Source organism: Streptomyces sp. NPDC050743, assembly GCF_044456925.1.
Classification (GTDB): Bacteria; Actinomycetota; Actinomycetes; order Streptomycetales; family Streptomycetaceae; genus Streptomyces.
In genome coordinates, this window is the sequence record NZ_JBITGJ010000179.1 from 1 (window position 1) to 1,358 (window position 1,358).

Below are 1,358 nucleotides of genomic sequence, written 5' to 3' on the forward strand. Positions count from 1 at the left end.
CACCGCGTGCCGGGCCGTGAGGGTCTGCCGGGCGCCGTCGTCACGGGTGACGCTGACGCGTCGGGGCCCGTCGAGACGGCCGTGGCCACGGAAGAGGTCGGCTCCGATGGACTTGAGGAACAGAGCCTGTCTGGTGTCGTCCCAGTCGGAGACAGAGCGGTTGCGACGGGCGAAGACGCCATCGGCGTCGACCCGACCGGTGACGGCCTGCCGGGCACCGTCCACGCGCCGCGCGTCGGCGAGCGCGATGACCGGCCGCAGCAGCGCCTTACTGGGCACGCACGCCCAGTACGCGCAGTCACCGCCGACCAGTTCCCGTTCCACGACTGCTACGGAGAGGTCGGCGGCACGGGCGCGGTCGGCGACGTTCGCACCGGCCGGGCCTGCGCCCAGCACGACCACGTCGTAAGGCACTCCTATCTGGTTTTCGTGCGATTCGCTCATGTTCTTCCACGCATTCCTAGGAGTGCCTGACGACGGTCGAGGCAGTGGCGATGCTGCCCGTCGGGCCTGCTCGGTCGGGCCTGGGCGAGGGCTCCCCGACCAGGCCAGGGCGCGTCGGTCAGGCGTCGGTGTGCGGGGTGACGACCGGCCATTCGGTGTCGGTATCGGCGAGGACGTTGAAGTAGTTCGTGAGGATGTTCAACGCCAGATTGCCCGCGACCTCGGCGATCTCGGCGTCGGTGACGCCCACGGCCCGGGCAGCCTTGAACTGCGTCTCACCGATGCGGCCGCGGCCGCGGGCAATCGCGTGGGACAGGTCCGACAGTGCGGCGGCGTGGGGGTCGGCGGACTCCGCGTGGCGGGCACGTTCCAATCCCCCGGCGCCGACCTTGGCGACGCGCGCCCCTATGGAGGTGTGGGCGGAGAGGCAGTACGTGCAATTGTTGTACTCTGCGGTGGCGATCGCCAGCCGTTCCCCGACCGGGGCCGGGATCAGGGTCCCCGGTCCACCGCGAGGGCAGCATCCTCCCGGCGATCACCATGAGCAGCCGGACGCCATCACCCAGACCGGCAGCCGGCCTGTCTGCCCATGGCCGAGCGGGATGTCCGCCTCGAAGAACCACAGGTCACACTGGGCCGGCTCGCCCGGCCGATACGTCGTCCGGGACACCGGGTCCACCGGCAAACACGCCGGTCTGAGCTCACGCACAACACGTTCCTTGAGAATCGTCATCCCCCGCTGCCAGCCGAGCCGCTCCACCAATCACCGTCGCCGGCATCGTCGGCATCTCCCGCAAAAGCTTGCGGATCTGCACCCTGCCCGCGTCCACCGCCGAGCCCCTCAGCGGACCCTCGTACCTCGGCGGTCGGGGGGGGGGGCGCCCCCCGCGGGCGGCCGGCCCCCCGCGCGCAGC

3 protein-coding genes and 1 pseudogene are annotated in these 1,358 nt (G+C 71.2%); all 4 read right to left on the bottom strand.

Going from position 1 to position 1,358, the window contains the following annotated elements:
• A partial coding sequence (locus ACIBJF_RS49825) for an FAD-dependent oxidoreductase (protein ID WP_399184519.1) occupies window positions 1–444 on the bottom strand: 444 nt, incomplete at its 3' end.
• A 118-nt stretch (window positions 445–562) separates the two neighbouring features.
• A complete protein-coding gene (locus ACIBJF_RS49830) occupies window positions 563–817 on the bottom strand; it encodes a hypothetical protein (protein WP_399184520.1) in 255 nt (84 codons plus the stop codon).
• Window positions 818–853: 36 nt separating this feature from the next.
• Window positions 854–940 (bottom strand): annotated as a pseudogene (locus ACIBJF_RS49835) (carboxymuconolactone decarboxylase family protein); the annotation flags it as partial.
• Window positions 941–979: 39 nt separating this feature from the next.
• Window positions 980–1,153, bottom strand: a complete 174-nt coding sequence (locus ACIBJF_RS49840) for a hypothetical protein (protein WP_399184521.1) — start codon at window positions 1,151–1,153, stop codon at window positions 980–982.
• Window positions 1,154–1,358: the final 205 nt, after the last annotated feature.